Source organism: Pseudarthrobacter sp. GA104, assembly GCF_009741265.1.
Lineage (GTDB): Bacteria > Actinomycetota > Actinomycetes > Actinomycetales > Micrococcaceae > Arthrobacter.
In genome coordinates this window covers 3,576,138-3,600,237 of the sequence record NZ_WOWL01000001.1, presented here as the reverse complement: position 1 = coordinate 3,600,237, position 24,100 = coordinate 3,576,138, and the positions used below count along the sequence as shown (strand labels likewise).

The following is a 24,100-nucleotide window of genomic DNA, read 5'->3' as shown; positions in this document are numbered from 1 at the left end:
CCTACATATACGAGTAGCCTAACTGCACGAAGTCCAGATACTGGTACTCCGTTGCCAAACCGTGACCGGCCAGCCCTGAACGCTTAGTCGGTCAACAGAAGTTGTGCACGTCACATGCTACTCGCCGGTAGCCGCGGCGGCGAATCGGGACAACCGGGAGCTGCCTCTCCCGCGCTCCGGCGTCATGACGGGTTGGCCAGCCGCCAATCCCACACGTTCCACCAGATGCCCAACGGACCTGAACTGGTCTTGACGCCGGCAACCCGGGCGTTGAAGGCAGTGGTACCAATCGTCTGGTACAGCGGGAGACCATAGGCGCTCTCCCAGATCTGCCTGTCGATCTCCGCCAGGAGTTCATCCTGCTTGCCCAGATCGGTTGTTCCGGCAAGCTGCTCCATCGCCTTGTCCGCGTCGCCGTCGGAGAAACCGTTGAAGTTGCTGCCAGCGCCGGTGCGGAAGATTTGGGGGACACGGCTGACGCCTGCACCCGTGCCGATCCATCCGAGCAGCGCGGCATCGTAACCCCCGCCCCCGAGTGACCGTGCCCAGTCCGCACTTGCCTGCCCGCCGTCAACCACCTGGAACCCTGCCCGCGCTGCCGAGTCGCGGATCAGGGCAAACGCTTTCGCGCGGTTGGGGTTGTCGCGGTTGTACAGGATCCGGACGGTGGGGGTTTCGCCCTCCAGGAGCGCCTTCGCCCCTTCGATGTCGACTTCGGCGTAATCGGCCGAGCCGTTGTTCTTCACGGTGTCGTTGTACCTGGGCTGGGCAGGCAGGAAAACGTGGGAATCCAAGGGCTTCGCGTCTGGCAGCAGGTCCCCCACCACGGCGTCGACGATGGCCTGCCGGGGAACCGCTTTGAGAAACGCGCGGCGGACGTTGTCGTCCAGGAAAGGCCCGGAGAAGTTGAGGTCCAGGTGGTCGTAGCCGGACTGGTTGTACCGTTCAATGGTGATGCCCTGGCCAGCCAGTCCTGCAAGGAGCTCCTCGGTGTCGGCGGAAGGCTGCGGGGAAATGATGTCGGCCTGGCTGTTCCGGAGCGCATCGACTGCCGTAGGAACGGAGCCGGTGAAGCGCACGTTGATTTCATCCAGCCATGGTTCCTGCCCCCAGACGTAGTCACGGTTCCGGACGAGTTTCATGGAGACTTCCGGGATGATCTCACGCACGATGTACGGGCCGCTGGAAAGGAACACGGCAGGATCCCCGGGAAGGCCCTTGGAGTCGAATCCGGAGTTCCAGAAGTCGCTGACCTGCTTCAGCGGTGCGTTCAGGGCCGGCTTTTCCTCGTCCCCGCGGGGTGAGTTCCTGATCAGGTCGATCAGGTCTTCTTCGTCGTTGAGGCCACCTTTGGCTGCAACGACGTGCGCCGGCAGTCCGACGTCGAACGCCACTTCCCAGTCGGCGAAGGGCACGGTGTACTCCAGGGTGATGGACCGGCCGTCCGCCCCGATTTCGGGGAGCACGGTGCCGGCGAGGCCGCTGGTGTCGGAGGCAGTGGAAAAGTATTTGGTGCCCGTCCCCGCCAGGGGGTCGGCATCGTCAAAATACCCCGAACCCGCGGCCCAGCTGAGAAGGAGGTCGCCGGCGTCGATCGCTTCGCCGTCGGACCACGTGACGCCCTCGTTGACGGTATACCGCACCTTGAGCGGCTGGTCCGAAACCTTCTCGAAGCGCCCAAACTTTTCGTTCCGCACCACCTTGGCGGCATCATCGAGGTAGTAGAAGCCCGAATGGGTGATGTGGCCGATTTTGGAGTTGATATCGGTGTTCCCGTCCGCACTGTACGGGTTGAAGGACGAGAAGGCGTTGACCTCAGCGACGGTGACGCTGCCGCCGCGTTTGGCCTCCCCCACCACCACGGGTGCGCTGCCTTGACTGCCGGAGCAGCCCGACAGGACCATGGCAGCCGCTACCGCCGCGGTGATGTACTGCATCAGACGCCTGACCGGCATGCCGCCTCCTTGTTTGCTTCTGCGGGAGGGGCTCCTGGAATCGCCAGGATCACGCCCTTTATTCAGGATAAGGCGTCCACCGGATCAGACGTTGAAGCGGAACTCCACAACGTCGCCGTCGGCCATGACGTATTCCTTGCCCTCAATCCTGACCTTACCGCGGGCCTTGGCCTCAGCCATGGATCCGGCCTCGATGAGGTCGTTGAAGGACACCACCTCGGCCTTGATGAATCCGCGCTGGAAGTCGGAGTGGATTACCCCTGCTGCCTGCGGTGCAGTATCCCCCTGGCGGATGGTCCAGGCACGGGTTTCCTTGGGGCCTGCCGTGAGGTAGGTCTGCAATCCCAGGGTGTGGAACCCGACGCGCGCCAACTGGTCCAGGCCGGATTCGTCCTGGCCGTTCATCTCCAGCATTTCGCGGGCCTCTTCCTCATCGAGCTCCACGAGGTCGGCTTCGAGCTTGGCGTCAAGGAAAACGGCGTCGGCCGGGGCAACCATGGCCCGCAGTTCTTCCTGCTTTTCCGGGCTGCCCAGGATGGCTTCGTCGGCGTTGAAGACGTAAATGAACGGCTTGGCCGTCAGGAGGCCGAGCTCCTTGAGGTGTTCCATTTCCAGCTTGTCGCTCTTGATCGAAGAGAAAATGGTGTCGCCGCGCTCCAGGACCACCTGGGCTGCCTTGATGGCGGCAAGCTCGGCAGCCTCCCGCTTTTTGATCTTGACTTCCTTTTCGATCCGCGGAATGGCGTTCTCGATGGTCTGCAGATCGGCGAGGATCAGTTCGGTGTTGATGGTTTCCATGTCGGAACGGGGGTCCACCTTGCCGTCCACGTGGATGACATCCGGGTCATCGAACACGCGCACCACCTGGGCGATAGCTTCGGCCTCGCGGATGTTGGCCAGGAACTTGTTACCGAGGCCCTCACCCTCGGACGCGCCCTTGACGATGCCGGCAATGTCCACGAAGGACACCGGCGCGGGCAGCAGGCGCTGCGAGCCGAAGATATCGGCCAGCTTCTGAAGGCGGGGGTCGGGCAGGTTCACGACGCCGACGTTGGGTTCGATGGTGGCGAACGGGTAGTTCGCGGCCAGGACCTGGTTGCGGGTGAGTGCGTTGAAGAGAGTTGATTTGCCGACGTTGGGCAGTCCGACGATGCCAATAGTAAGAGCCACGAGTATTGATTCTACCCGCAGGGCGTCCACGCACAGTAACGGCCGGGGAGCCCTGTGCACGCCAGGGGAAATGTCGCTTCGGCAAAATGTCACAGCCCCGTGCGACAGTGAGGGCATGGATGCTTTCGCCTTAATTCTTGCTTTGTTTATGCTGCTGCTGGGCGCCTTCGCGGGTGCGGCGGCTGCGTTCTTTGTGCTTCGGAGAAGCGCCAAGGGCCTGGAGGAGGATTTCGACGCCGTATCGTCCCGGCTTTCAGAGGTCAGTGCGCAGTTTGCCGCGGCCGACGCCGAGCGGCGCCTTTTGGCGGCACAGAACAGGGAGTTGGGTGAAGCCAGGTCCCAGGACGGCAGCGTGCTGCGGGCGCTTGCCCCGGTGGCGGAGAAACTGACGGCCGTTCAGCAGCAGGTTGCGCTGCTTGAGCGTGACCGGGTGGAACAGTACGGGCAGCTTGCCCAGCAGCTTCAGGAAGCCCGGCTCTCGGATGAACAGCTGATCCGTTCCACCCATGCGCTGGAGTCCGCACTCCGGTCCAACAGCGCGCGGGGGCAGTGGGGCGAAGTCCAGCTGCGGCGCGTGGTGGAAGTGTCCGGGATGCTCCGGCACGTGGACTTCGTGGAACAGGTCCACAGTCCCGGGGGCGATTCCAGCGTGCGGCCGGACCTGGTGGTGCAGCTGCCCGGTGAAAAGCAGCTGGTGGTCGACGCCAAGGTTCCGCTGTCCTCCTACCTGGAAGCCCAGGAACTGGGCCCGGACGTCCGCACCGCGGGTGGTTCCAGCGCCTTCCCCGCCGGTCCGGCCCCAAGCAACGGCCACCGCAGCCAGCAGGCGCTGCTGCAGGCCCATGCCAAAGCGCTGCGGGCACACGTGGATTCCCTGGGCAATAAGAAGTACTGGGACATTCCCGGCAACTCCCCGGAACTGGTGATCTGCTTCATCCCGGCTGAGTCAATTCTCGCCGCGGCCCTCATGGCCGATGCCGGCCTCCTCGACCACGCACTCTCGAAGAACGTTGTCCTGGCCTCGCCCAGCACGCTCCTGGCCGTCTTGAAGTCGGTGGCATTCACGTGGCGTCAGGATGTCCTGACAGACAGTGCGCGGGAGCTGTTCGAACTGGCGCGGCAGCTGTACGACCGGATGGGAACCCTGGGCGAGAACGTCACCAAACTCGGGTCGTCGCTGAAGTCATCCGTGGACCGCTACAACGCCATGGTGGGGACGCTGGAAGCGCGTGTCCTTCCTACCGCCCGGAAACTGAACTCACTGGAAGAGTCCGGACTTGCCGCGCCGCCGGTGGTGGAAGCCACCCCGCGCGCCCTTGCTGCACCGGAACTCCAAAGCGATGACGAAGCCGCGTGAACAGCGGGCTTCCCGGTGATCAGCTGCGCGCCCGGCGCCCGCCGAGCGCGCGGCTGACGTCGCCGGCCTGCTTGAGGGTGGCACGGAGTTCCTTGGGCAGCGAGAAGAGCAGGTCTTCCTCCGCCGTGACGACTTCCTCCACGGTTCCGTAGCCGTAGTCGGCCAGCAGGCGCAGCACCTCCTGCACCAGCACTTCCGGGACGGACGCTCCAGACGTCACGCCCACGGTGGCAACCCCTTCAAACCAGGTTTCGTCGACCTCGTTGGCGAAATCGACCCGGTAGGACGCCTTCGCCCCGTACTCGAGGGCCACCTCCACCAGACGGACGGAGTTTGAGGAGTTGGCCGAGCCCACCACGATGACCAGGTCTGCCTGCGGCGAGATCTTCTTGATGGCCACCTGCCGGTTGGTGGTGGCATAGCAGATGTCGTCGCTGGGCGGATCCTGCAGGGTGGGAAACCGCTGCTTGAGCAACCGGACCGTCTCCATGGTTTCGTCAACGCTCAGGGTGGTCTGCGAGAGCCAGATGACCTTTTCCGGGTCCCGGACCGTCACCTTGTCCACCTCGTGGGGACCATTGATGATCTGGATGTGTTCCGGTGCTTCGCCGGCCGTGCCTTCCACTTCCTCATGGCCGTCATGGCCGATCAGCAGGATGTCGAAATCGTCCTTGGCAAACCGGACGGCCTCCTTATGCACCTTGGTAACGAGGGGGCAGGTGGCGTCGATCGTGCGCAGGCCGCGGTCCTCGGCAGACTGGACCACGGCCGGGGAGACGCCGTGTGCGGAGAAAATGACCAGGGCACCCTCGGGCACTTCGTCTGTCTCGTCGACGAAGATGGCTCCCTGTTCCTCCAAAGAACTGACCACGTGCACGTTGTGGACGATCTGCTTCCGCACATAGACCGGCGGACCGTAGTGCTCCAGGGCCTTCTCCACGGCGATGACGGCGCGGTCAACGCCGGCGCAGTAACCGCGGGGAGCAGCGAGCAGCACCTTCTTGGTTCCCGGCACCGGGGCTGCGGCAGCTACTTCCTCAGGTGACCGGCGCCGACGCGGGATGGTGGGCATCGAAAGGGAAACAGCTGAGGGGGTCATTCCTCCATGCTACCGGTTTGCCCGCTGCGGCTTCCGCGAGGTGAACCCGGGCACGACGCCCAGCACCAGCAGCACGCCGCCGGTGACCGCCGCTGCCAAGGTCCAGGCCTGGAAATCCGCCGCGGAGGCGGCCACAAATTCGTCCCGGAACATGTTGGCAACTTCATTTCCGCTGTCCGCGGACACGACGGCGGCGGACGCCGCCTGTGAGCCCGCCGCCCAGGCAGCCGCCAGGAGCAGCGCGCCGGCTCCCGCCCCGGCCAGCACTGTCCAGCGGCGGCGTGCAGCCACCAGGGCAAGGAGCAGCGCTACGGCGGATCCACCAGCCAGCAGGTAGCCCGCAGGCGCATAGGTGGTGAGCCGTTCAGTCCACTCCTTGTACATCGGCTGGCCCACGTTGATCAGGGTTTGTTCAGGTGGGTCCAGGGGCAGCCTGGTAGTGCGCGAAATCTCCTCCGCGCCCAGCGCCACCAAGGGGGCGACGTCCAAGGTGAGGGACGAAGCCGAGGCCGCCCCGCCGTCGTCCGTTGCCGGGGCGAAACTGAGCCGGTGGCTCCTGCGCAGCGTTTCCTCCCACGCGGCTGGATAGCCCGGCAGGCCTGTCAGTGACGAAGCCGCGTCTTCCAGCACCGGCTGGACGAGGTCGGAGAGGAAACCGGGAACGGCGCTGGTGTCGATGGTGCCCACCGCCGCTACGGCCAGCTCCTGCTGGAACGCTGAATTTGTTGCGAGCGGGGCCGCCAACTCCACGAAGCCCTGTTCCTGAACGATGTTGCGGTCCAGCCAGATGGCCGGAACTCCCACGGCTGCCAGCAGGACTGCCAGCACGGTGGCGGCAGCAGAAACAAAAGTTCGCACGGCGGTTCCTTCGTCGTTGGTGGGGTTAACCCATCCTAGGCAGGCTTGGCGGCGGTTCTTTGTCAGCCCCGGGTGGTACAGCTTATGGATAAGGTTGAATGACCGCCGACCTCAGCCCACAGCCCGACACCAGGCAGCCAAACACCGGACGAAGGACCCCATGCCCGCAGCTCCAGCCCCGCGAGGGCGTTCGCATGTCTGAACAGGCGTCACTCCCGGGCACCGGCCAGCAATCCACCGCGCCCACCACGCTGCCCGCCACGGCCGCCGAAACCACCCCTGACAATCCGTGGCCGCTCCAGTTGCTGTCGCAGAAGCTCAAGGCCCACATCGACCGCACGCCGTCTGCATGGGTTGAGGGCCAGGTCATCGAGCTGAACCGCCGGGGCACCAATGCCTACCTCACGTTGCGGGACGTGGACGCCGAAGTTTCCCTGCCCGCCTCCGTTTGGACCAAGGTACTGGAACGCCAGGACCTGCCGCTGGAGCGCGGATCCCGTGTGGTTGCCCTGCTGAAGCCGGAGTTCTGGATCAAGACCGGACGGCTGAACATGCTGGTCCGTGACATCAGGCCGGTGGGCCTGGGCGATCTCCTTGCCCGGATTGAACGGCTGCGCCAGGCGCTCTCCGCCGAGGGCCTTTTCGCTGACTCCCGCAAGAAACCCCTTCCCCTGCTGCCGCACCGCATCGGGCTCATCACGGGGCGCGATTCGGATGCCAAAAAGGACATCCTGCGCAACGCCGCCCTGCGCTGGCCCGCGGTTGAGTTTGAAATCAGGGAGGTGGCCGTGCAGGGGAACACCGCCGTCGCCCAGGTGGTCCGTGCCCTGCGCGACCTGGACGCCCTGCCGGAGGTGGACGTCATTGTGATCGCCCGCGGCGGCGGCGCCCTGGAGGACCTCCTGCCGTTCAACAGTGAAGAACTGATCCGCGCCGTCGCAGCAGCCGTTACCCCGGTGGTGAGTGCCATCGGCCACGAGGCGGACAGGCCACTGCTCGACGACGTCGCAGACCTGCGTGCCTCTACCCCCACGGATGCCGCCAAGCGGATTGTCCCGGAAGTTTCCGAGGAACTTGCGGGCGTCCGCCAGGCCCGGGAGCAGCTGCGCCGGTGCATCGAGCGGCTGGTGGACCGGGAATCGGACCGGCTGGCGTCCCTGCATTCACGGCCCGTGCTGGCTGCGCCGGAAGGACTGGTAACCGTCCGTTCAGAAGAAATCGAGCGGCTGCTGAGGAGGTCTTCGGCCGCAGTCAGTTCCACCGTGGTCCGCGCGGCTGACCAACTGGACCACCTGAAGGCGCAGGTGCGGGCGCTGTCGCCGCAGAAAACCCTGGACCGGGGGTACGCCGTCGTCGAACTCGCCGCGAAGCGCGCTGCGCAGTCAGGCGCCGCGGGCCACGCTGTGGTCCGCCGCCCGGCTGAGGCTCCCGCCGGCGCCCCGCTGTCCATCCGCGTGGCGGAGGGCCGCTTCGGCGCAACCTCCACCGGAACACCTGAAGAGACCACTACCGAAACCGGAGAACTACATGACTGAGCAGACGGCAGGGGCCGGAATCGCGGCCCTGAGCTACGAAGAGGCCCGCGAGCAGCTCATCGCGGTGGTGGGGAAGCTCGAGGCCGGCGGGGCCAGCCTTGAGGAATCCCTGGCGCTCTGGGAACGGGGCGAAGCCCTGGCCGTCCGGTGCGAGGAATGGCTGGAAGGTGCCCGGAAGCGGCTGGCAGCCGCCCGCGACCAGCCGCTCTGACAGCAAGGGCTCAGGAGCGCGCTGCCAGTTCCCGTTCCATCGCTACATCAAACTCCGCTTTGGGCCACTCAAGGTTAAGGTCAGTGAGCGCGCCCAAGAGCAGCTGCTGGACGGCAATCCTGGCAAACCATTTCTTGTTAGCCGGGACAACATGCCAGGGAGCTGCAGCGGTGCTGGTCTCCTCGATTGCCGCCTGGTAGGCGCTCATGTAGTCGTCCCAGAAGGCGCGCTCCTCCAGGTCTCCCCTGCTGTACTTCCAGTGCTTGGCCGGGTTGTCCAGGCGGGCCAGCAACCGCTGCTTCTGCTCCTCGCCGCTGATGTGCAGCATGACTTTGACCACCTTCGTCCCGGAGTCGGTCAGCCGCGTCTCGAACTCGTTGATGGCCACGTACCGCCGTTTGATCTCCGCGGGAGTCGCCCAGGCACGCACCCGGTGGATCAGGACGTCCTCGTAGTGTGAGCGGTCAAAAACACCCACCATCCCGGCGGCCGGCACCTCCTTTTCGATGCGCCACAGGAAGTCGTAGGACTTTTCCTCCTCCGTGGGCGCCTTGAAGGCTTTGAACTGGACGCCCTGGGGGTTCATGGCGGCCATGACGTGGTTGACGATCCCGCCCTTGCCGGCGGTGTCCATGGCCTGGAGGATCAGCAGGATCCGCTTCCGTCCCCCGAACCGCGACTCGGCGAACAGCTTTTCCTGCAGTTCCGTCAGTCCGTTGTCCATTTCGGCGAGCAGGGCCTGGCCGTCCTCCTTGGTGCCGCTGTAGCCGGGGGTGGCGTCAGGATCGACTTTGCTCAACAGGAACCCCTTCCCCGCCCGCAGGGTTTCAGAGGGGTGCTGGTCGAAGCCAACGGCGTCGGGCATGGGAATCCTTTCAGCGAAGTTCCACGGGTCCGGGGTGCCCGTGGACACAGGCTAGTTCCCCTGGTACCTGCTTAGGAAGTCCCCCATCCGGCCCACGGCTTCCTCGATGTCCTTGACGTTGGGCAAGGTCACCATGCGGAAGTGGTCCGGGCGCACCCAGTTGAACGCCCGGCCGTGGGAGACCAGGATTTTTTGCTCCCTGAGGAGGTCCAGGACGAACTTCTCGTCGTCACGGATGTGGTACACCTCGGGGTCGAGCTTCGGGAAGAGGTACAGGGCGCCCCGGGCCTGCTGGGTACTCACGCCCGGAATGGCGTTGAGCATGTCGTACGCCTTGTTGCGCTGCTCCAGCAGCCGCCCGCCCGGCAGGATCAGGTCGTTGATGCTCTGGTAGCCGCCCAGTGCTGTCTGGATCGCATGCTGGGCAGGCACGTTGGCGCAGAGGCGCATGTTGGCCAGGAGGCTAATGCCTTCCAGGTAGTCGGCTGCATCCTTCTTCGGCCCCGAAATGGCCATCCAGCCTGCCCGGTACCCGCACACCCGGTAGGCCTTGGACAGGCCGCTGAAGGTGAGGCACAGGACGTCGTCGCCGGTAAGCCCCGCAAGGTTTACGTGGACGGCGTCCTCGTAGAGGATCTTCTCGTAGATTTCGTCGGCAAAGAGGACCAGGCCGTGCTTCTCGGCGAGGGCCACGATCTTCTTCAGCGTCTCTTCCGGGTAGACGGCTCCGGTGGGGTTGTTCGGGTTGATCACCACAATGCCCTTGGTGCGGGGCGTGATCTTGGCTTCCATGTCCTCCAGGTCGGGCTGCCACCCGGACTCCTCGTCGCAGAGGTAGTGGACTGGCTTGCCGCTGGCCAGCGCCACCGAGGCCGTCCAGAGGGGGTAGTCCGGCGTGGGGATCAGGACCTCGTCGCCATCGTCAAGGAGGGCCATCAGGGACATGGTGATGAGCTCGCTGACGCCGTTGCCCAGGTAGATGTCGTCCACATGGATGTTCTGGATGCCGCGGGTCTGGTAGTACTGCGACACTGCGGTCCGGGCGGAAAAGATGCCGCGGGAGTCACTGTAGCCCTGGGCATGCGGCAGGTGGCGGATCATGTCCACCAGGATGGCGTCCGGCGCTTCAAATCCGAACGGCGCCGGGTTTCCGATGTTCAGCTTGAGGATCCGGTGACCCTCCGCTTCCATCTGCTGGGCGGCCTGGAGGATCGGTCCACGGATGTCGTAAAGCACGTTGTTGAGTTTCGTGGACTGCCTGAATTCTGCCATCCCTCAAATATGCCACAGGAAGGATGGGCGGCAGCTGAGACGTCAGCCACACGGTGCGGCGGGTTCCGGCAGGCAGGACGGACGACGGCGGCTGCCGGACCTCCGAAGGTCCGGCAGCCGCCGTCGTACTGCTGAGCCATCGCACCGATGGCGGCGCGATGCAGTTGCTACTTCACGATGCCCTTTTCCTTCAGCCACGCCTGCGCGGCTTCCTTGGCACCCTGCTTCTGGCTGCCGCTGACGGCCCTGTTCAGGTTGATCAGGTCCTCGGTGGTCAGCACGCGGGACACCGAGTTGAGGGCTTCCTTCGCCTTGTCCGTCATCTTCGCCTCGTTGTACAGCGGAACCACCTGCTGGGCAATGAAGTTGTTCTTGGGGTCCTCGAGCACCACAAGATCGTTGTCCGCGATGGACGGGGTAGTGGTGTAGATGTCCGCCACCTGCACCTGGTCCTCCAGGAGTGCCTTCAGGGTCACGGGACCGCCGCCGTCACTGAACGGCTCCAGCTTCTTGGGCTCGCAGTTGTAGTTCTTCTTCAGGCCCGGCAGGCCGTAGGCGCGCTCAGCGAAGGTGGCCGGAGCTCCAACCACGATCTCGCTGCAGACCTTGGCCAGGTCCTCAATGGACTTCAGCTGGTACTTTTCGGCGGTTGCCTTGGTGACCACCATGGCGTCCTTGTCTTCTGCCTTGGCCGGTTCCAGGATGGCCAGCCCGCCGGGCAGCTTGTCCGGCAGCGCCTTGGCGATGTCTTCCGCTGACACCTCGGAGGCTTCCTTGTCCACGTGCAGCAGCAGGTTGCCGGTGTAATCCGGAATGACGTCCACGGAACCGTCCTGGACTGCCTTGAAGTACACCTCGCGGGAGCCGATGTTGGGCTTGGTGGTGGCCGTGACGCCGGCCGCGTTCAGCGCCCCGGCGTACAGTTCGCCGATGATCTGGCTTTCGGTGAAGTCGGCTGAGCCAATCACCAGGGATGTTGCTCCCCCGGAGGCCGCTCCGCTGCTGGCCGGCGCCTTGCTCAGTGGATCCGAGGATCCGCCGCAGGCAGACAGCGCCATGGCCAGGCCGAGCCCTGCGGCGAGGCCGCCGAATGCCCGCCTGCCGGGATGGTATGGACGGCTTTCTTTCATGATTTACCTCCTGGTACCACAGCCTCCGTGAGGACGGGGTCTGTGAGATCGGCCGTAGCCTGCTGGCTGCGGCGGGACTGCCCCGAGGCGCCTGTTGCCAGGAACAGCCTCTGGAAAAGGGAGAGGACAAGGTCGACGGCGATCGCCAGCGCCGCGATGAGCAGGGAACCGCCGAGCATCTGGGGGAAGTCGCTGAGGACCAGTCCGTCGAAAAGGTACCGGCCCAGGCCGCCCAGGTTGATGTACGCCACCACGGAAACCGTGGCGATCACCTGCAGCACGCCGGTGCGGAAGCCGCCGAACATTACGGTGAGCGCGTTGGGCAGCTCCGCCCGGAAGAGGACCTGCAGTTCGGTCATGCCCATGGCACGCGCGGCGTCCACCACGTTGCGGTCCACGCTGGAGATGCCGGCATAGGTGCCCGCGAGCAGGGGCGGGACAGTGAGGATGACCAGCGCCCAGATGGGGGGCATCAGCCCGATCCCGGCAAGCAGCACAAAGAGCGTCAGCAGGCCCAGTGTGGGCAGCGCACGCAGCGCGCCGGCGAGCGCAACCACCGCAACCCGTCCCCTGCCGGTGTGGCCTACATACATGCCTACGGGGACGGCGATGGCGGCCGCGATCAGCATCACCAGGCCGGTGTACTGGAGGTGTTCGCCCAGCCGGGCGGGGATCCCGGCGCTTCCTGTCCAGTGCAGGGGGTCGGCCAGCCAGGCGAAGGTATCGGCGAAAACGTTGCTCATGCGTTTCCGCCTCCCGTCTTGGGCCGGGCCAGCCCGAGGGCCGGGTCAAGTGCCTCGCCAACGGTCCCCGCTTCCGGCTGCCGGTCCGGCCGCTTCCCCGCCCGCTCCCATGGAGTGAGGATGCGTTCCAGCAGGACCAGGACCGCATCCATCAGCAGCGCAAGGATGAGGATGGCGATGATGCCCACCACGATTTCGGTCACGAAGCCCCGCTGCAGTCCTGATGTGAACAGCATCCCCAGGTTTCCGATGCCCAGCAGGGCTGCCACGCTGACAAGGGAGATGTTGCTGACCGACACCACCCGGAGCCCTGCGAACAGGACCGGCAGGGACAGCGGAAGGTCCACGCGGAGGAACCGGGCCAACGGCTTGAACCCCATGGCGACGGCGGCCTGGCTCACGTCCTGGCTGACCGAATCGAAGGCGTCCAGGGCGGCCCGGACCAGCAGGGCAACGGCATAGATGGTCAGGGCCACCACCACGTTGACCGGATCCAGGATCCTGGTGCCCAGGACGGTGGGCAGGATGATGAACAGCGCCAGCGAAGGAATGGTGTACAGGAGCGAGGAGGCTGTGAGCAGCACCGAGCGGAGCGCCCGGTTCTGCCGCGCCAGCTGCGCGAGGGGGATGGAGATGACCAGCCCCAGGACCATGGGGACGAGGGCCAGCACCAGATGCTGGCCGGCGCGCTCCAGGACCATGCCGCTGTTGGCGAGGAACCACTCCATCAGAGTGCAGCCTGCCGGAGCTGGCGTGCCTCTTCAATGAGGGCCAGCACTTCTCCGCCGCGGATCACGCCCATCACCTTGCCCTCTCCATCCACTGCCACGCCCAGGCCCGACGGCGAGGAAAGCGCGGCATCAAGCGCGCGGCGCAGGCTTTCCCCCGGGCGGAACAGGGAACCGCCGGGGATGAGGCCTTCGTCAGTGCCGGGAGTGGACCAGCCGAGCGGGCGCATCTCCTCGTCCACCACCAGCTGCCAGCCGTCGGCGGCGCCCGGATCCGTGTTGACGCTGCGGCCGCGGACGAGCGTTGGCACCGGATGGATGGTGACGCCGTCGGACGGGGTGAAGCCCAGGTGCCGGAAGCCACGGTCCCGTCCCACGAATGAGGCCACGAAGTCATTTGCCGGCGCGCGGAGGATTTCCTCAGGGGTGGCGTATTGGGCGAGCTTCCCGCCCACCGCGAAGACCGCCACTTTGTCCCCCAGGACGGTGGCCTCGTCGATGTCGTGGGTGACGAACACGATGGTCTTGGCCAGGTCCTTCTGGAGCCGCAGCAGTTCCTGCTGGAGTTCATCGCGGACCACCGGGTCCACGGCGCTGAAAGGTTCGTCCATAAGCAGGACGGGAGGATCGGCGGCGAGCGCACGCGCTACCCCCACGCGCTGCTGCTGGCCGCCGGAGAGCTGCGACGGGTAGCGCCTGCCGAGCGGGCGGGCCAGGCCCACAACGTCCAGGAGTTCCTCGGCGCGCCGCCGGGCTTCGGACTTGGACACGCCGTTCAGCCGGGGAACGGTGGCGATGTTGTCCAGCACCGAGCGGTGCGGCAACAGCCCCGCTGACTGCATCACGTAGCCCATCGAGCGGCGCAGTTCAGCTGCCGGGACGGCGGTCACGTCCCTGCCGCCCACCGTGATGGTCCCGGAAGTGGGCTCCACCATCCTGTTGATCATGCGCAGCGTGGTCGTCTTGCCGCAGCCGGACGGACCAACCAGAACGGTGATGGAGCCTTTGCTGATGGACATGGAGAGGTTGTCCACGGCCGGCTGTCCGCCCTGGTACTGCTTGGTAACGCTCTCAAACTCGATCATCGCCTGGTCCATGGTGCGGACTTACCTGTTCTCTGGGACGGGCTCCTGGAAGCACCGCGACATTGTCATCAGGACGCTGATAGTTACGGTAACCCAATCCGGGGCCGGCAACACCCTGCAGCGTCCCGAATCCGGGCAAAGGAATCCCTACTGTAACCATTCGGAGCCGGGAGCGGCCCGGATGGGAGCCCATTTTCGGCCGGAACAACTGGAGGGCCTGGAACCGTGCCCGACGTGCTTCGTCCGGCCTAGAGTGGATTCGTGACCAACTTGGAAATAGCACCCCAGCAGGAAGTGTGCCCGCCGGCAGGCGCGGACGGTACATCCGGGCCTTGCCTGCAGCTGTGGCCGCAACGCGAAGTGCCGCTCGGCGGCGTCCGGGCCATGAACGTCCAGCGGACGCTGCCGCAGCGCGGCCTCCCCACCATCGGGGCGTGGTGTTTCCTGGACAGCTTCGGCCCTGACCGGACGGCGATGTCCGTGCTCCCGCATCCCCATATCGGCCTCCAGACCGTGACCTGGCCCCTCGCCGGCCATATCCGGCACCGCGACAGCGTGGGCAGCGACGTGGTGGTCCGGCCTGGCGAGCTGAACATCATGACGGCCGGCCACGGCGTCTCCCACTCGGAGTTCGCCGTGCTGCCGCCTGCCGGGGAGGCCCTGCCGGTTCAGCGTGGCCTGCAGCTCTGGGTGGCCCTGCCTGAGGGTGAACGGCACCGGCAGCCGGCCTTCGAGCAGCACCGAGAACTTCCCCGGGCCGGCGGCCAGGGGTTCACGGCCACCGTCATGGTGGGCGAACTCGCCGGCGTCACCTCGCCGGCAACGATGTACTCACCGATCGTGGGCGCGGACGTTTCGTGCAGCGGCGCAGCGGTGTTGCCGCTCAACGCCGGCTTCGAGCACGGAATCCTGGTGCTCGACGGCGGGCTGGCGGTGGACGGCCAGGAGGTTCCGCCCGGCCCGCTGGGCTACCTGGGCACCGGGCGTACGGAACTCCAGGTGCAGGCGCTTCCCGGGACGCGCTTCCTCCTCATTGGAGGCGAGCCGTTCCAGGAGGAACTGCTGATGTGGTGGAACTTCGTTGGCCGTACCCACGACGAAGTGGAGCAGGCACGGAGTGACTGGGAAGCCCAGGCCGGACTGCCCGAAACGGAGGAGGCAGCAGCCCGGTACGGCGTGGTTCACGGCCACGGTCCTGACGCTGGACCGGAGGCGGGCCGCATTCCTGCTCCGCCGCTGCCGGGCGTGCGGCTCACGCCCCGGAAACGGCTCCGGGGGGACTGATCCACTCAGGTCTGCTCGGCCACCAACTGCAGCACACCGAACACCGGTTCCTGGTCCAGCACCCGGATGTCGGTCACGCCCGCGTCCTTGAGGCGGCGGCGGAAGGAGTGCTGCAGCGGGGCAACATTCATGCCCAGGCCGCCGCCCAGGATCACCGGCCCGGTGATGCCAAGCAGGCCCAGCACCTGCAGGGCCAGCGCTGAAAGGTCTTCACCTGCCTGGTCCAGCAGGGCCTGGCTCTCCGGGTGGCCGCCGGCCGCCGCCTCCACTACCAGCCGGGCCTGCTGCGCCCAGAAGCGCCGGCCGGTTTTCGGTGAATGGAACAGCGCAATCAGCCGGTTGGGATCGTCCACCCCGCAGGACTGCAAAAGAGACGCAGTCAGGACGTCCACCGGCAGGCCCTGGTTCATCCGCCGGAGGCTGTGCCGCACCGCTTCGCGGCCCAGCCAGTATCCGCTGCCTTCATCGCCCAGAAGGTAGCCCCAGCCGCCAGCCCGCGCTTCGCCGCCGTCCGCATTCCTGCCCCAGGCTGCAGAGCCGGTGCCCGCAATCACCGCAACACCGGTGCTCGCGTAGCCTGCCGCGAGCAGCAGGCGCGAATCGTGGACCACGGTGACCCGGGCGCCGGGGACATGCGGCTGGATCAGGGACGCCAGGGCGGCGGCGTCGTCGTCGGTATCAATGCCGCCGGAACCGGCGTACACCTGCGACACCTGGCCCCCGCCGATGCGTGCAAACAGGTCGGCAAGGTTGGCGGCCGCCTCGTCGCGGCTGACGTTCTGCACATTGGAACTGCCGGCCGACTCATCCGCAACCGGAGCCCCGTCCTCAAAACGGACACCGTGGGTCTTCGTCCCGCCGATATCCAGCCCGATGATGGCGCCGCGGAGTGGACTGGGGGCCGGGAGTGCGGAGGAGTTTTCAGCGTTGGTCACGTCACAAGGGTAATGGTGCCGGAGCGGCGGGACACCCCGGCCGCCTCACTTTCGGGCGCTCGCGCTTCAGCGGGACCGCTGCCTGACCAGCCCGGCCAGGAGCCTGGGCCCTTCGGTCACCACCATGTCCCGGAACAACCGGACCGGCACGGGTTCGGACCCGGGCTTGCGCCGCCGCCAGGACAGGCCCACTTCGCGGAAAGCCAGGCCGGACTCCAGCGGGACCTCAACCCAGCCGAGGTTCCCGGTTTCGGGGCTGACCGTCCGTCCGGGGGCATCCCCGCCTGGCGGCAGGATGCTGACTCCGAGGCCCGCCGAGACCAGGCCGCGGACCGTGTGAGAATCCTGGCTTTCGAAGGCGATGCGGGGCCGGTAGCCGGCCTCGCGGAACATGGCATCGGTGAGCGACCGCATCCCGTATCCGGGCCCGAGCGCCACAAAAGGCTCTCCCCTGATGTCGGCAAGCCGGGCTGCCGGCCGCGTGGCAAGGGGATGGCTGTGGTGCACAACCAGGCGGAGCGGCTCCCTGTACAGCGGCGCCGAGGACACGTTCCGGCCCGGCGGCGCCACCGGTGCGGTCAGGGCGAGATCGGACTCGCCCGACGCCAGTTCGTCAAGGCACGCGTTGCGGGCGCCCTGGCTCAGGGTGAAAACTGCGCCCGGGTGCCTGCTCCGGAAAGCACTGATCAGGAGCGGCAACGTCGCCTCACCGAAAGTGTGCTGGAACGACAGGGAGACCCTCCCCCGGGCCACGTCCGACTCGTCCCGCACAACGTCCAACCCTGCCTGGAACGCCGTCAGCGCCTGCTCAATGTAGGGCAGCAGGGTCCGTGCCGCGGGCGTCAGCCGGACTCCCCTGCCGTCCCTGACCAGGAGTTCGGTACCGACGACGGCGCTCGCCCGGGCCAGCGCCCGGCTCACCGTGGACTGGGGTACTCCAAGGAGTTCCGCGGTTTCCGTGACGTGCTCCGTCCGCCCCAGCTCGGCCAGCACGGGCAGCAGCGGAAGCAACTGCACCAGCTGTTTCTGGTCCGGTTCCACGGGCCGGCCTCCTTCCTGCTCCGCGCCAGCCCAAGTAGGTAGCGCTAAGTGTCGTTTTCGGCGTTCAAAACGACACTTAGCGCTACCCAGTTGGGAAAGCATGCAAATCGGCTATCAGTTTTACACGAAGCATGCATTGGAGGCATCTATTGGGTGAAAGCTAGGCTGGCCGGATGGCACACATCGTCCGTTCCGCCGGCAGCAGCCCTTCCCCTCGTTGGGAAGGTCATGCCAAGGGGTCGACGGCGTACGCCAGGATCCTCGCGGGCCTTTCCTTTGCGGGTGTTGCCACCTTTGCGCAGCTCTATTCCACCCAGGCCGTCCTGCCGATCCTGGCCTCGGACCTGCAGGTCACGGCGGCCGAGGCGGCCCTGACCATCTCGCTGGCCACCGTGGGCCTTGCGGTGACGGTGATCCCGTGGTCCTTCCTGGCGGACCGCATAGGGCGGGTCCGGGCGATGACGTGGGGTATCTCATTGGCCACCGTCCTGGGGCTGCTGGTTCCCTTGTCCACCAGCTTTGGCATGCTGCTCACCCTCCGCCTTATAGAAGGCATGGCACTGGGCGGCATCCCGGCCATTGCCATCGCCTACCTCAACGAGGAGGTCACCAAAGCGCACACGGCCCTGGCAGCGGGAAGCTATGTTGCCGGCACCACGCTGGGCGGGCTTGCCGGCAGGCTGGTGGCCGGGCCGGCCGGTGAACTGTGGGGCTGGCGGGCCGCCGCACTGGCTGTTTCGATCCTTGCCACGCTGGCCGCGGTCGCCTTCCTGGTCCTGGTGCCGCGGGCCCGGGGCTTCGTCTCCGCCCCTGCATCCGGGCTGCGCGGCGCCTTCCGGACCTTGGGCGGCCACCTGCGGAATGTCCGCTTGCTGGTCCTCTACGGCCAGGCCTTCCTGATGATGGGCGGGTTCGTGGCGGTCTACAACTACCTGGGGTTCCGGCTTTCGGGCGAACCGTTCGGCCTGCCTGCAACGTTGATCAGCCTGATCTTCCTGGCCTACCTGTCCGGGACCGTCACCTCACGCTGGTCCGCAGGGCTGACCCTGCGCTTCGGGCGCCGCAATGTCCTGCTCGCCGGCCTGGCACTTTCGACGGCGGGCCTTGCCCTGACGCTGACGCAGGCCCTCCCCCTGATACTCGCCGGCCTTGTGCTGTTTACCGGCGGCTTCTTCGCCGCCCACAGCATCGGGGCAGGCTGGACCGGCGCCCTCGCCAGCACCGGCCGGGCGCAGGCCGCCTCGCTGTACAACCTCGCCTACTACCTGGGGTCCAGCATCATCGGCTGGGCGGGCGGACTGGCCTTCCAGTCCCTCGGCTGGAACGCGCTGGCCGCGGCAGTCATGGTCCTGGCCTGCCTCACTGCGGCTGCTGTCGCCGTCGTCCATCCCCGGGCAGAAGGACCTCGCGCGTAACAGGCAGCGCCACGAATTATCTGCCCCTGCCAATCAGGCGGCGGCGCAAAAATTCGGCTGCGCGGCCCGTACAAGCGCGAAAGCGCATATTCGCAGGTCTAGGATGAACAGAGGACCATTGAGGAGTTGCAGTGAGCACGAACGCCAGGAATCCCAGGCCGGGAGCGCACCTTGAGCCGCTGGATGCGATTGACGAACGGCTCCTGGCCGCGCTGGTGGCTGATGCCCGGATCTCCAACAAGCAGCTTGCGGAACTCGTCGGGATTGCCCCTTCCACTGCCCTGATGCGGACGCGCGCCCTGTCCGAACGCGGGATCGTGCAGGGCTACGAGGCCAAGCTCAGCCTTTCTGCCATCGGGCGGTCCGTGCAGGCATTGGTTGCCGTGCGCCTCCGCGCCCACGACCGCGACCAGATTGACCGCTTCACTGCCCGGGTGCCACACCTGCCCGCGGTGCTGTCGACGTTCCACACCTCAGGCTCCGTGGACTATCTGCTGCACATCGCCGTCGCCACTACCGAGGACCTGCGGGACTGGGTGCTGGACAACCTGGCAACTGATCCGGTGGTGGGGCACACGGAAACCACCCTGGTGTTCGAACACATCCAGGGCAATCACGGGCCGCTGCCTGAGTAAGTGCCCTGCGGAACGGACTAAGCTGCACCCCCGCGGCCGATGACCGCGAGGCGGAAAGTCACGGCGGAGAGGATTAGCGCCGCCGCGCCGCACAACAGAACGAAACCCGCTATGGCGGCCGGCACACCGACCACGCCGGAGGCCCAGCCCAGGCCAAGGACCGGCACAGCGCTTCCCAGGTACGTGATGACATAGACGGTGCTGACGATCTGGGCGTGCCGTGATGCCTCCACCTTGGCCGCCACCTCGTTGAAGACAGTGCGGAAGGCGATGCCCTGCCCTACCCCGGCCGCAAGGGCGGCTGCCACGAGCAGCAGCGGATTCCCCCAGGCTCCCGCCGCCCCCAGGAGAAGCACGGAAACCCCCAGGACGCCAAGCCCCGCCGGAACCACGTAGCGGCCCCGAAGGGTCAGCAGCTGGCTCAGCGCCGAGGACCCCAGGGCCAGGCCGGCCAGCACGCCGACCAGGGGACGGGAGTCTGTGGCCAGGACCTGGGCAAAGTAGCCGGGTGCAAGCGATAGGCAGAAGCCGAAGACAGCGAAGCTGAGGAAGCCGACGCCGGCAGCGAGCCAGAAGGCGCCCCTCGCCTCCCGCGATACGGAAGGGCGGCGGGGTGCCAGTGCCTGCAGCGGCCTGGCGGAGGCCGGAGGATTGATCGCCGGGCGGGCATGAAGCAGGTACAGCGGCACCAGGAGGCCGGCCAGGACCAGCGAATGGACGTAGTAGGGTGCGCTGGTCGGGCCAGGGAGGAGGGACAGCAGTCCGCCAATCACCGGTCCGGCCGCCACTCCGCCGGACGACGCCAGCAAGGTGAATCGGGATGCCCACTCGGGACGGGTCGGGAGGAGCTCGCGGAGGGCTGCGGCACTGGCCCCGGTTGCCAGCGCAACGGCTGCGCCCTGCAGCGCCCGCCCGGCGCACAGGGCAGCGAGCGTCTGTGCCTCGGCAAAGAGCCAGCCGCCTGCCAGCCCGATGACGACCGCGAGGATGAGCGCAGCCCGGCGCCCGATGTGGTCCGACCAGTGCCCGGCCAGCATGAGCGTGGCCACCAGGGACAGGACATAGCTGGCAAACGCGGCGGTCACGCCCAGCGTGGACAGCCCGAGTTCCGCCTGCAGGAGCGGATACAGCGGCGTCGCGAGGTTGGCGCCCACCAGCAGGACGAAAATGACAGCGCCGGCCATCACCAGGCGCGCCGTGGTGGACGCATCCCAACCCGCCCTGGCAGCAGCCGGGGCAGGACGCATCCGGAGTTCGCTGAAGACCGTCATGTGGCGCCGCCTTTTGGTTCTACCGCGGCAGGTGGACCTTGTGGGAGCCCGGCGCGGGATGGATATCCGATGGCACAAGAATGCGGTACTTCTGCTCCATTGCTCGAAGATCTGCGGACCTATTGCGCAAAAACGTCAAAATCTTCCCGGCCATGTGATGCAGAATGACAATATGAACAATCTGGATGCCACCGACCTGAAGATCCTGCTGGCCCTCATCCGGGACCCTCGGATCCAGGTCGGTGAACTCAGCGAGTCCCTGGGCATCGCCCGCAACACGGCCCAGACGCGGCTGCGCCGCCTCATCCGGGCAGGAGTACTGAGGCCGGGCGGCCGCGAAGTGGACCTGGAGGCTGTGGGCTATGACGTTGTGGCCTTCGTGACGATCGAGGTCTCGCACCGGGAGCTGGACGGCGTGGTGGCCGCACTGCGACTGATCCCGCAGGTACTGGAAGTTCATGAAATCTCCGGACGCGGCGACGTCTGGTGCCGGGTGGCAGCCACGGACACCCACAACCTCCAGTCCTCCCTGAGGCAGGTCCTGAGGATCAAGGGCGTGATCCGGACCGAAACCGTACTGGCCCTGCATACCCATATCCCCTACCGCACCGAGCCGCTGATCAGCGGCCTGGCCAAGGCGTCGAACACCTGACGTCCGCGCCCGGGCGGCTAGGATTTCCAGAATGGACTGGCTCTCGTACGTTTCACAGATCAACTGGCTCGCCGTGCTGCTGGCCTTCGTCGCAACCATGGCCATCGGCTTTGTCTGGTACATGCCCTCGGTCCTGGGCAACCGGTGGATGGCCGCCATCGGCAAGACGGAGGACGATCTCAAGAACATCAGCGGCGGGGCAGGCATCTGGGTCCCGATGATGGCGGCCGCGGCCCTGACGGCGGTCCTGCTCGCTGTCCTGATCACCAGGCTCGGACTGGACAGTGCCGTGGCGGGCGGCTTTTTCGCCTTGGTCGCGGGACTCGTCTTCAGGGCAGGCGGCCACGTCATCCACAACGGCTTCGCCGGGCGCCCGGCAGCCGTCACGCTGATCGACTCCGGCCATGACATCGTGGCCATGACGGTGGCCGGCGCCATCATCGGAGGAATGTCGTGATGGTGGCCGCTGTCCTCCCGGCGGGAGACCGGCGTCCATGACCATCATTGACAACGCCGTCTACGTCAACGGGGTCCGCCACGTGGAGCCCGAAAACCTGGAACAGACCTTCGAAACACTGGCCCGGCACGGAGGAATGGCCTGGATCGGCCTCTACCGGCCCACCGAGCAGGAAATGGCTGCCGTTGCCGCTGAATTCGGCCTGCACGCACTTGCGGTGGAGGACGCCATCTCGGCCCACCAGCGCCCGAAAATCGAGCGCTACGAAGACAACCTGTTCACTGTCCTCCGGCCTGCACGGTACCTGGACGCGACTGAAACGGTTGAATTCGGCGAGCTGCACATCTTCACGGGGAAGAACTTCGTGGTCACGGTACGGCACGCCGAGACGGCCGGCGTGGCACAGGTGAGGCAGCGCCTCGAAGGCCGGCCCGACCTGCTCCGGCACGGCCCCGAGGCCGTGCTCTACGCTCTGCTCGACCGGGTTGTGGATGACTACGGGCCCGTGGTTGCCGGACTTGAAAACGACATCGACGAAATTGAAGACCAGCTTTTCAGCGGTGACACCGCCGTATCCCGGCGCATCTACGAGCTTGCCCGTGAAGTCATCCAGTTCCAGCGGGCCATCCACCCCCTGCCGGACATCATGCGCCAGCTCAAGCAGGGCTTTGAAAAGTACGACGTGGAGACCGATCTCCGGCACAGCCTGCGTGACGTGGAGGACCACGTGGAACGGGTCATCTCCCGGGCCGACTCCTTCCGCGACCTGCTGCAGAACGCCCTGACCCTGGACGGCACCCTCACCGCCAACCGGCAGAACGAGGCCAGCGCCGAGCAGAACGAACAGGTGAAGAAGATATCCTCCTGGGCTGCGATCCTCTTCGCACCGTCCTTCGTGGCCGGGATCTACGGGATGAATTTCGACCACATGCCCGAGCTCCACTGGGAGCTGGGATACCCGATGGCGATCGGACTGATGATCGGGACGGCGGCCCTTATGTACGGCATCTTCAAGAAGAAGGGCTGGCTGTAAGGCATGGAATCGCCGTCACAGCCTCCAGCCCTCCGGGAAGGCCGCATTATTGTTCCCGGCAGCAGCCGCCAGTTGGCTGCCTACGGCCTGTTCCATCCGCAGCCCGACCGGCACCGGGCTCTCCCATCCGGTTCCCGTACGTTCGTTGCCAAGGCCCTGGAGCCTGACCTGCTGTGGATCAGCTTTGACGAACTCTGCGCGCCGGGCACGTCGGCGGAGGACTACTCCGTCCTGGCGGCCGGTCCGGAGCTGTGCGTTATTGACGGCGTGCCAGCACCGGAACCTGCGGACGCAGGGTCCCGGGCTGAGGCCTGGGAGCAGTTCGCCGCCGTTCTTGCCGTCCTCGCGGCCAGGAATGCGACGCTTTTTGTTGTCGGCACCGGGCCCATGGACTGGGCGGCCGCCGCCTCTGGCGCCGCGGACGCCCGGCTGCGTGCCTCCCTTGCCGGCATCGACCGGCTCCTGGCGGGCCTTGGGAGGGTTGAATCGGACGAGGCCATCGCCGTTGAGGGCGTTTCAGGGAGTTAGGCAGGGGAACTCCCTGCCGGAGCCTGCTACTTTGCCGCCGGCAGCGTGGTGCCAGCGCGCCGCCCGACCTCCATGCCCGCGGTCAGGCCGAAGATTTCGACGCTCACGTCCTCGTCCCTTTGGATGTCTGTGACCGTGACGGAGCGTGCCGTCTTTTCGATCCGGCCGACCGGCATGCCGTTGATCGCGACAGCCCAGGAGTCTGCGGCCGGGTCATCGGACTCCCACGTGACCTTGATTGTGCTGATTCCATTCACCGTGGTCAGGGCCTCGGCCTGGACATTTCCCGGCGGGGCCAGTTGCTGATGGAACGGCTTCGTGCTGACGTGAACGGGGACCCGGAGGACGTGGGTGCTGCCGATCGCGTTCGAGACCCGCAGCGCCAGTTGTCCCTCGAATTCATCCTCATAGGTGTGCTTGTAGGCCGGCCCGGTGGTCGTCGCATCGTAAGTGCCGTCGCCGTCGAAGTCCCACTCGTACTTGCTGATCGCACCGACGGACCCGGAGGCGTCGAAGGTGATCTCCATGCCTGGTGCGGCGTAGTAGCCGTTGATAGGAAACCTGGCCTCGACGCCGTTGTTCTTGCCCAGCGGGATGACGGTGACCTGCAGCGGAGAGTCCCCGCCCTGGCCGGTCGGCGGGCTGGCCTGGGGGGAGGCGGTGGCTGCCGGGGTTACCTCCGGCCCGTACAGGGCACCGGGGCCTTCGGCACAGGCGCCGAGCATGAGCGCAAGCCCACTGGCCGCCAGAACTGCTGCGTTCCTGTTCATCGATCTCCCCATTGATCTTTTCCTTCAGGAAGAAGCATGCCCAGATAATGGCCGGTTGCGCTACGGGGGCG

The 24,100-nt window shown here is 66.3% G+C and carries 24 protein-coding genes; 10 read left to right on the top strand and 14 right to left on the bottom strand.

Annotated elements, in window-relative coordinates; all coding sequences use genetic code 11:
• Nucleotides 1-182: 182 nt before the first annotated feature.
• Both GK109_RS16480 and ychF read right to left on the bottom strand, forming a co-directional pair.
• Complete coding sequence (locus tag GK109_RS16480; RefSeq protein WP_157241685.1) at nucleotides 183-1,955, bottom strand: ABC transporter family substrate-binding protein; 1,773 nt, start codon at nucleotides 1,953-1,955, stop codon at nucleotides 183-185.
• Between the two features lie 84 nt (nucleotides 1,956-2,039).
• A complete protein-coding gene (ychF, locus tag GK109_RS16475; RefSeq protein ID WP_321214003.1) occupies nucleotides 2,040-3,125 on the bottom strand; it encodes a redox-regulated ATPase YchF in 1,086 nt (361 codons plus the stop codon).
• A gap of 115 nt (nucleotides 3,126-3,240) precedes the next feature.
• Here ychF and GK109_RS16470 point away from each other — a divergent pair, with 115 nt between their 5' ends.
• Nucleotides 3,241-4,482, top strand: coding sequence for a DNA recombination protein RmuC (locus GK109_RS16470; protein ID WP_157241684.1), 1,242 nt, complete (start codon nucleotides 3,241-3,243; stop codon nucleotides 4,480-4,482).
• A gap of 19 nt (nucleotides 4,483-4,501) precedes the next feature.
• Here the strand turns inward: GK109_RS16470 and GK109_RS16465 are convergent, their stop codons facing one another.
• The gene (locus GK109_RS16465; RefSeq protein ID WP_157241683.1) at nucleotides 4,502-5,581 is read right to left on the bottom strand and encodes a 4-hydroxy-3-methylbut-2-enyl diphosphate reductase; all 1,080 of its coding nucleotides are present in this window, start codon (nucleotides 5,579-5,581) and stop codon (nucleotides 4,502-4,504) included.
• Between the two features lie 9 nt (nucleotides 5,582-5,590).
• A complete protein-coding gene (locus GK109_RS16460) occupies nucleotides 5,591-6,439 on the bottom strand; it encodes a hypothetical protein (protein ID WP_370460649.1) in 849 nt (282 codons plus the stop codon).
• Between the two features lie 194 nt (nucleotides 6,440-6,633).
• Between GK109_RS16460 and xseA the strand changes: the two genes are divergently transcribed.
• Together xseA and GK109_RS16450 are read left to right on the top strand one after the other, a co-directional pair.
• Complete coding sequence (xseA, locus tag GK109_RS16455) at nucleotides 6,634-7,974, top strand: exodeoxyribonuclease VII large subunit (protein WP_157241682.1); 1,341 nt, start codon at nucleotides 6,634-6,636, stop codon at nucleotides 7,972-7,974.
• Nucleotides 7,967-8,185 (top strand): exodeoxyribonuclease VII small subunit, encoded by a 219-nt coding sequence (locus GK109_RS16450; RefSeq protein WP_157241681.1) that lies wholly within the window; start codon nucleotides 7,967-7,969, stop codon nucleotides 8,183-8,185. Before xseA ends, GK109_RS16450 begins: the two co-directional genes overlap by 8 nt.
• A 10-nt stretch (nucleotides 8,186-8,195) precedes the next feature.
• On the opposite strand, the gene GK109_RS16445 is transcribed toward GK109_RS16450, so the two are convergent.
• The 6 genes from GK109_RS16445 to GK109_RS16420 all read right to left on the bottom strand — a co-directional run bounded on the left by GK109_RS16445 (nucleotide 8,196) and on the right by GK109_RS16420 (nucleotide 14,020).
• Nucleotides 8,196-9,050 carry a polyphosphate kinase 2 family protein gene (locus tag GK109_RS16445; protein ID WP_157241680.1) on the bottom strand — a complete coding sequence of 285 codons (855 nt, stop codon included), beginning with the start codon at nucleotides 9,048-9,050 and terminating at the stop codon, nucleotides 8,196-8,198.
• A gap of 51 nt (nucleotides 9,051-9,101) precedes the next feature.
• Nucleotides 9,102-10,322: a pyridoxal phosphate-dependent aminotransferase gene (locus GK109_RS16440; protein ID WP_157241679.1), complete on the bottom strand. Its 1,221-nt coding sequence runs from the start codon at nucleotides 10,320-10,322 to the stop codon at nucleotides 9,102-9,104.
• Nucleotides 10,323-10,489: 167 nt separating this feature from the next.
• Nucleotides 10,490-11,452: an ABC transporter substrate-binding protein gene (locus GK109_RS16435; protein WP_157241678.1), complete on the bottom strand. Its 963-nt coding sequence runs from the start codon at nucleotides 11,450-11,452 to the stop codon at nucleotides 10,490-10,492.
• Nucleotides 11,449-12,195, bottom strand: a complete 747-nt coding sequence (locus GK109_RS16430; RefSeq protein WP_157241677.1) for an ABC transporter permease — start codon at nucleotides 12,193-12,195, stop codon at nucleotides 11,449-11,451. Before GK109_RS16430 ends, GK109_RS16435 begins: the two co-directional genes overlap by 4 nt.
• Nucleotides 12,192-12,923, bottom strand: coding sequence for an ABC transporter permease (locus GK109_RS16425; protein WP_157241676.1), 732 nt, complete (start codon nucleotides 12,921-12,923; stop codon nucleotides 12,192-12,194). Before GK109_RS16425 ends, GK109_RS16430 begins: the two co-directional genes overlap by 4 nt.
• On the bottom strand, nucleotides 12,923-14,020 hold the full coding sequence (locus tag GK109_RS16420) for an ABC transporter ATP-binding protein (protein ID WP_157241675.1): 1,098 nt from the start codon (nucleotides 14,018-14,020) through the stop codon (nucleotides 12,923-12,925). Before GK109_RS16420 ends, GK109_RS16425 begins: the two co-directional genes overlap by 1 nt.
• A 249-nt stretch (nucleotides 14,021-14,269) precedes the next feature.
• On the opposite strand from GK109_RS16420, the gene GK109_RS16415 reads away from it, so the two are divergent.
• A complete protein-coding gene (locus GK109_RS16415) occupies nucleotides 14,270-15,292 on the top strand; it encodes a pirin family protein (protein ID WP_321214008.1) in 1,023 nt (340 codons plus the stop codon).
• 5 nt (nucleotides 15,293-15,297) lie between these two features.
• Here GK109_RS16415 and GK109_RS16410 read toward each other — a convergent pair whose 3' ends face one another.
• Entirely contained in the window at nucleotides 15,298-16,227 is a 930-nt protein-coding gene (locus GK109_RS16410) for a BadF/BadG/BcrA/BcrD ATPase family protein (protein ID WP_323056627.1), read from the bottom strand.
• Nucleotides 16,228-16,293: 66 nt separating this feature from the next.
• A complete protein-coding gene (locus GK109_RS16405) occupies nucleotides 16,294-17,268 on the bottom strand; it encodes a LysR family transcriptional regulator (RefSeq protein WP_370460648.1) in 975 nt (324 codons plus the stop codon).
• Nucleotides 17,269-17,441: 173 nt separating this feature from the next.
• On the opposite strand from GK109_RS16405, the gene GK109_RS16400 reads away from it, so the two are divergent.
• Nucleotides 17,442-18,683, top strand: a complete 1,242-nt coding sequence (locus GK109_RS16400) for an MFS transporter (RefSeq protein ID WP_157241674.1) — start codon at nucleotides 17,442-17,444, stop codon at nucleotides 18,681-18,683.
• A 131-nt stretch (nucleotides 18,684-18,814) separates the two neighbouring features.
• On the top strand, nucleotides 18,815-19,318 hold the full coding sequence (locus tag GK109_RS16395; RefSeq protein ID WP_321214012.1) for an Lrp/AsnC family transcriptional regulator: 504 nt from the start codon (nucleotides 18,815-18,817) through the stop codon (nucleotides 19,316-19,318).
• Nucleotides 19,319-19,335: 17 nt separating this feature from the next.
• Here GK109_RS16395 and GK109_RS16390 read toward each other — a convergent pair whose 3' ends face one another.
• The gene (locus tag GK109_RS16390) at nucleotides 19,336-20,589 is read right to left on the bottom strand and encodes an MFS transporter (RefSeq protein WP_157241673.1); all 1,254 of its coding nucleotides are present in this window, start codon (nucleotides 20,587-20,589) and stop codon (nucleotides 19,336-19,338) included.
• A 172-nt stretch (nucleotides 20,590-20,761) separates the two neighbouring features.
• Here GK109_RS16390 and GK109_RS16385 point away from each other — a divergent pair, with 172 nt between their 5' ends.
• Genes GK109_RS16385 through GK109_RS16370 form a run of 4 tightly spaced genes read left to right on the top strand, consistent with a single transcriptional unit; the run spans nucleotide 20,762 to nucleotide 23,259 of the window.
• Nucleotides 20,762-21,241: an Lrp/AsnC family transcriptional regulator gene (locus GK109_RS16385; RefSeq protein WP_157241672.1), complete on the top strand. Its 480-nt coding sequence runs from the start codon at nucleotides 20,762-20,764 to the stop codon at nucleotides 21,239-21,241.
• A 31-nt stretch (nucleotides 21,242-21,272) separates the two neighbouring features.
• Nucleotides 21,273-21,698: a DUF1761 domain-containing protein gene (locus GK109_RS16380; RefSeq protein WP_157241671.1), complete on the top strand. Its 426-nt coding sequence runs from the start codon at nucleotides 21,273-21,275 to the stop codon at nucleotides 21,696-21,698.
• 37 nt (nucleotides 21,699-21,735) lie between these two features.
• Entirely contained in the window at nucleotides 21,736-22,731 is a 996-nt protein-coding gene (gene corA / locus GK109_RS16375; protein WP_157241670.1) for a magnesium/cobalt transporter CorA, read from the top strand.
• A 3-nt stretch (nucleotides 22,732-22,734) separates the two neighbouring features.
• On the top strand, nucleotides 22,735-23,259 hold the full coding sequence (locus GK109_RS16370; RefSeq protein WP_157241669.1) for a hypothetical protein: 525 nt from the start codon (nucleotides 22,735-22,737) through the stop codon (nucleotides 23,257-23,259).
• A gap of 26 nt (nucleotides 23,260-23,285) precedes the next feature.
• Here the strand turns inward: GK109_RS16370 and GK109_RS16365 are convergent, their stop codons facing one another.
• The gene (locus tag GK109_RS16365; RefSeq protein WP_157241668.1) at nucleotides 23,286-24,041 is read right to left on the bottom strand and encodes a PKD domain-containing protein; all 756 of its coding nucleotides are present in this window, start codon (nucleotides 24,039-24,041) and stop codon (nucleotides 23,286-23,288) included.
• Between the last annotated feature and the right edge of the window lie 59 nt (nucleotides 24,042-24,100).